Raw genomic sequence first — 5,204 nt, forward strand, 5'->3', positions numbered from 1 at the left:
CGATCCCGACCAGAATCTATGCGACGGAGATGACGCTGCAGGTCGGCGGACGTGAGGCGGCCCTGAAGCATTTCGCCAATGCCCACACCGATGGCGACACCTATGTGTACTTCCCCGACGCGAATGTCCTGGCAACAGGCGACATCGTGACTTTGGGTGCACGGTATCCCAACATCGACTTCGCCAACGGCGGTAACATCAAGGGTATGGTCGCCGCGACGAATGTCTTTCTCGCGCTGGCCAACAACGATACCAAGGTTATCCCCGGCCACGGGCCGCTGACTGATCGGGCCGGGATTGCAGCTTACCGCGACATGCTGGTGACCGCTCAGGATCGCGTCGCGACGCTGATTGCCGAGGGCAAGAGCCTCGACGAGGCAGTGGCGGCCAAGCCCTTCGCCGATATCGGCACCAAGATCGGAGCAACCGAGGAGCAGAACGCGAATTTCGTGCGGGTGATCTATCACTCGCTCAAGTCGTAGGCGTTACTGTCTGGCAGCTCGCGTCAGCTGTTCGATAGCCGTGTTCTGTCCTGGGTGCCAGGCTACAGATCCAAGCAGGCATTGTGACAGATCCATCGGCTTTCGCTAGTCACAGCGGGGCATCACACGCCAGGTGCCACGAAAAAACGCGCAATGGACGGCCGGTGACCAAGACCTTGTGGGCGCGCGTACCGCCAGCATTGCAGTTCCCACCAGTGTTCCGCTGTGCGATTGGACGCGAGATGCGCCGAACCGAGGCCGGCGGGATCAACCTTCTCTTGAAAGTAGCCGCGTTTGGTTGATAATATGGCTTTCCAGAAGCGTCTCTGGCCTATTTCGATAGGGCCATATTGTGGCATGTGATGCACACATGTCGTTGAAGTCCCGCCCGATGCTCCTCTCCAAGAAATTCCCTCGTGACCTCTATTTCCTGGTGTAAGAACCTGCTTGCTCGCAACCCGGTCCTGAACGTTCTGGTTCTGGCTGTGGTCTTCAACTTGTTTTGCGTGGCCCTCGTCTACGATGAACGGGGGAACGCGTTTGATCAGGCGAGGGCGGCTGCAAGCAATCTTGTTGCTTCGGTGAGCCGAGACATCTCCCGCAACATCGAGATCATCGATCTTACAATCCAGAAGGCTATCGACCGGGTCAACCAGCCGGGCTTCACTGAACTGGGTTCTGATCTTCAGCGCCAGCTGCTGTTCGATCAGGTTGCGACGGCGCAATATTTCGCTGCCATTGCCGTAATCGATGAAAACGGGAGGCTTCGGTATCACTCCCGTTTTATGGACCAGAATATCATCAACGTCGCAAAGCAACAGTATTTTACCGTCCACCGCGATCGTCCAGATGTAGGGCTTCATGTTTCGCTGCCGATCAAGAGCCCGGTTGGCCTTGGATGGGGCCTGGTGTTCAGTCGGCGGCTCTCCCATCCGGACGGCCGGTTCGCTGGGATTGCCTACGTAGGTCTGGGTCTGGACTACTTCACCGATCTGTTTGGCAGGATGGACCTTGGACCGAATGGCTCCATGTCGGTCATGCGAGCGGACAGGAAGCTGCTCGTGCGGGAGCCCTTCAACGAGAAGCGTCTCGGCACGGATGTCAGCAAGGCGGAGATTTATCTCTACTATCCGAAGCAACGTTCAGGATCGTACGAGGCCAGTTCCTCGCCAGTCGATGGCGTCCCGCGGTTGTACACGTTCACCCAGGTCGGCAACTTCCCGATGACAATCAGCGTCGGACGCTCACTGCAGGACGTCTATGCTGCGTGGTGGAGCCGAGCTCTGACGATTGGCGGCATAGTGCTGGTGCTGACCGGAGCCATGATCGCGCTGGCCCTCAGCCTGCGGCGTGAGTTCCGCCGGAGGCGAGTTGCGCACCAGGAGGCTTTGCACAACGAAGCGCTCTTCCGCGGAGCCATGAAGGGTGCCGGGATCGGAACGGCGCTTCTGCACCTCGACGGGACCGTGTTCAAGGTCAACTCGGCCTTCTGCCGGCTGTTCGGATTTTCCGAAGGCGAGATGCTGTCGAAGACGGCCGCTGACCTGACCCCTCTGGATGACGATCCGCCAGATGATGGCCCGCTCTTGAGAGGAGAGATCGACGTCGTCGAAAGCGAACGACGCTTGGTTCGCAAGGATGGTACGGAAGTCTGGGTCTTCAGGTCTGCCTCTCTCCTGCGTGACGAGGCGAGTAAGCCCACCTACATGATCGTGCAATTCCAGGACATTACAGCCCGGCGCGAAGCCGAGGGGCGCCTTAGATACAATGCCACCCATGACGAACTGACTGGTCTCCTGAATCGATCAGCCTTCGAGCAGAAGCTTGAAGAGGCGCTAGCGGAAAGCCGTGACACAGGCATTAAGCATGCCCTGGCCTTTGTGGATCTCGACCGGTTGAAAATCATCAACGATTCCGCCGGGCATGTCGCCGGCGATGCCTTGTTGCGGGGCGTGGCAGGAGCCTTGCCAAACTATCTGCGCGAAGGCGATGTCATCGGCCGGCTCGGCGGGGATGAGTTCGGCATCATCCTGCTCGGATGCTCGCTCGATGATGCGACAGTGATCCTTGAGGATCTCAATACTGCGGCCAGAGCTCTCCAGTTCCCATGGGACGATCGCAGTTATAGCGTCGGGGCCAGCATCGGAGTGACCGAAATCACGCCCAGTACCCGTTCACCAAGCGCTGTCCTCGCTCAGGCGGATGTTGCCTGCCTGACGGCCAAGATGGCAGGACGGAACCGGGTCAGCATTTACCGACCCGAGCAGAGCGAAGCGGTCGATCGCCACCGCGAGATCGCTGTCGCGGCTGGGATCAAGCAGGCGATAGAAGAGGGTCGGTTACGGCTGTTTGCCCAAAGAATTGTCGCGTGTGAGGATCCGACCCAGGAGCGGTATGAGATCCTGGGTCGGATGCTAGACAGGGACGGGACGATCATCCCGCCATCCGTGTTTATTCCGGCGGCAGAACGGTATGATCTCATTGGGGCAATCGACCGTTGGGTGGTACGGGAAGCGCTGACCTGTATTGGACGGGCAGGTGGCCTTGACCAGCATCCCCAGATCCACCTCAACCTGTCGGCAGCCTCGATCGGCGATGCTTCGTTCGTGGCCTACGTGCGTGATATCCTTGCGGTTTCCGGTATCGCGCCAGAAATCCTGGCCTTCGAGATCACGGAAACGGCCGTGGTCAGCAATATGGCCGTGGCAGCTATGACAGTCGGCAGGCTGCGTGAAATAGGGTGCCAGATTGCGCTGGATGATTTCGGCGTTGGCCTGAGTTCGTTCAACTACCTGCGCCAATTCCCGGTCGACATCGTCAAGATCGATGGAAGCTTCGTTCACAACATGACGATAAATGCGGTGGATCGCTACATCGTTAAATCCATTCACCAGATTGCCAAAGAACTCGGCGCGCAGACGGTTGCTGAGTTCGTCGAGGATCAGGCGACCTTCGAGCTGGTCTCATCCATGGGGATCACCTTCGCCCAGGGCTACGCGATCCACAGACCTGAGCCCTTCGATGCGATCATGGCAGATCACGAAATCTGGGCCGAAGCGTAATGCCCGCGTGCCACTACTGTTGGGCAAAGGTGGAGATCGATTAGGTCTTGTAAGGATGTCTCCCACGTTGGGTCGTCTAAGCTTTCCTTAGTTATGCCACGAGCCTGTCATTGGCTGTTCATATTCAATGGGTTAAGGCTTCATCCCGTTCGAAGGGACGGTGTCGCATGTTGATGTGGAGCACAGTTGTTGCTTTCCTCCTCTCGCTGGTGGCGGTTGGGCCGCTGCGGGGGAGTGCTCCCTCCTGGCTCCTGTCTGGTGCGGAACTGGTGGCAGTGATCAGCCTCTTCGCCCTGGTGTGCATCCTTGAATCCAGCGGCGGCAACACGGATCGCTCCAATCCAGCGGCCTGATAAATTTCGGTAAGGAACTCCGCCTAGGGTGCTGCTCCGTCCTTGATCGGAGACAGCCCATGAGAAGCTTCCTGCTCACCACGATCGGGATTGTTCTGGCGTCAGCAACAGCCAAAGCTGATGGTTTGAGCCTTGCAGGCTCCCTCTGGCGATGTACCCGGGCCCCTGATCGGTCTGAGTTCGTCATCACTTTCTATCCAGGGGGCGGCGTCGGGGGAGGAGAGTTCGAGAATGGTGAGGTGAGCCCCTACATTTTCGATGCCTCGCGGACGAAACCGGGCGAATGGCCGGGCAAGTGGGAGCAGACAGGCCAGCGCTTTACCTGGGACTTTCCGGATCAGAGCATCCGGATCGAGGGGAGCCTTTCAGGTCCTGGGCAGGCGACTGTGCGGCTTTCTGGTAGCGAGACCTCGTCGGGAGAGCGCTCGGCTATTACCTGCACCGCCCTATCCAAGCTGCCGAAGATCGGGGAGGGACTGGTCATCCCCAAGGACAATCACTTCATCGATCTGGATCAGGAACACGGCGAGCTGAAGGTGCCGGCGGGTATCTCTCTGCAGGAGCCAGGGGGACGATAAGAGCTATGGTTGCGGTGAGCTGTACTCAGTCGCAGATTCTGGTTCTGCGCACGGTGACCTCGCCGTAGGCACCAATCTGCTTCGTTACGACAACGCGGCAATCTTCAACCGGCGCAGGTATACCTACAACTCTCTCCCGGTATACGGGTAGAGGCACGACCGGCTGCACAGAGACAATCGGAACATTCCGGGGAGGGACCAAAGCCGGCCCCTCATAACCTTCGCTCTCCTCCAGAGGCACAATCGGCAGAGGCTGCTGCGGCACCAGAGCTGGCCCTTCATAGCCTCTAACAAAGCGGCGCTCGATCACGCGGCGTTCAATCACCCTATGCTCAATCGGTGGAGCAATATAAGTTTCCTCGACCGCAAGCCGACGCCGGACTGGTAGGCGCTCCAGAACCGCTTGTTGATCCTCGAAGTATGGAGGCAGATCCGCCGCTACAGCGGCCGCTGTACTCACCAGGATCGGCCCGCCGAGCAGGAGTGCGGCCAAACCCGCCTGAGCAGCTTTGTTTAGATCAACGGCCCGCATGTGAGTTCCTGATGTCCCTGAATGGGAACGTCGCCTCGCGGTCAAGGTTCCCCTTTCGAGCGTAAGTGCTAGAGCGCGTTGACATTCATTTGGTCCAGATGAACGCGCTGACGAGGCAAAGGATTGACATAAACGCCCGTGGGGTCTGTTCGTAGCGCGTGGCGATGCGTCTGAAGTGCTTGATTTTCAGGAAGAAG

5 protein-coding genes and 1 pseudogene are annotated in these 5,204 nt (G+C 58.6%); 4 read left to right on the forward strand and 2 right to left on the reverse strand.

Going from position 1 to position 5,204, the window contains the following annotated elements:
- Positions 1–482 (forward strand): annotated as a pseudogene (locus FS320_RS46470) (MBL fold metallo-hydrolase); the annotation flags it as partial.
- 122 nt (positions 483–604) lie between these two features.
- Here the strand turns inward: FS320_RS46470 and FS320_RS51140 are convergent.
- Entirely contained in the window at positions 605–1,345 is a 741-nt protein-coding gene (locus FS320_RS51140) for a hypothetical protein (RefSeq protein WP_162003490.1), read from the reverse strand.
- Between the two features lie 45 nt (positions 1,346–1,390).
- Here FS320_RS51140 and FS320_RS37435 point away from each other — a divergent pair, with 45 nt between their 5' ends.
- From FS320_RS37435 to FS320_RS37445, 3 genes are all read left to right on the forward strand, one after another.
- A complete protein-coding gene (locus tag FS320_RS37435) occupies positions 1,391–3,544 on the forward strand; it encodes an EAL domain-containing protein (protein ID WP_162003491.1) in 2,154 nt (717 codons plus the stop codon).
- A 167-nt stretch (positions 3,545–3,711) separates the two neighbouring features.
- Complete coding sequence (locus tag FS320_RS37440; RefSeq protein ID WP_152717374.1) at positions 3,712–3,897, forward strand: hypothetical protein; 186 nt, start codon at positions 3,712–3,714, stop codon at positions 3,895–3,897.
- Positions 3,898–3,956: 59 nt separating this feature from the next.
- Entirely contained in the window at positions 3,957–4,475 is a 519-nt protein-coding gene (locus FS320_RS37445) for a hypothetical protein (protein ID WP_152717375.1), read from the forward strand.
- A 25-nt stretch (positions 4,476–4,500) separates the two neighbouring features.
- Here FS320_RS37445 and FS320_RS37450 read toward each other — a convergent pair whose 3' ends face one another.
- Positions 4,501–5,007 carry a hypothetical protein gene (locus tag FS320_RS37450; RefSeq protein WP_152717376.1) on the reverse strand — a complete coding sequence of 169 codons (507 nt, stop codon included), beginning with the start codon at positions 5,005–5,007 and terminating at the stop codon, positions 4,501–4,503.
- Positions 5,008–5,204: the final 197 nt, after the last annotated feature.

Source organism: Microvirga tunisiensis (assembly GCF_009296175.1).
Classification (GTDB): Bacteria; Pseudomonadota; Alphaproteobacteria; order Rhizobiales; family Beijerinckiaceae; genus Microvirga; species Microvirga tunisiensis.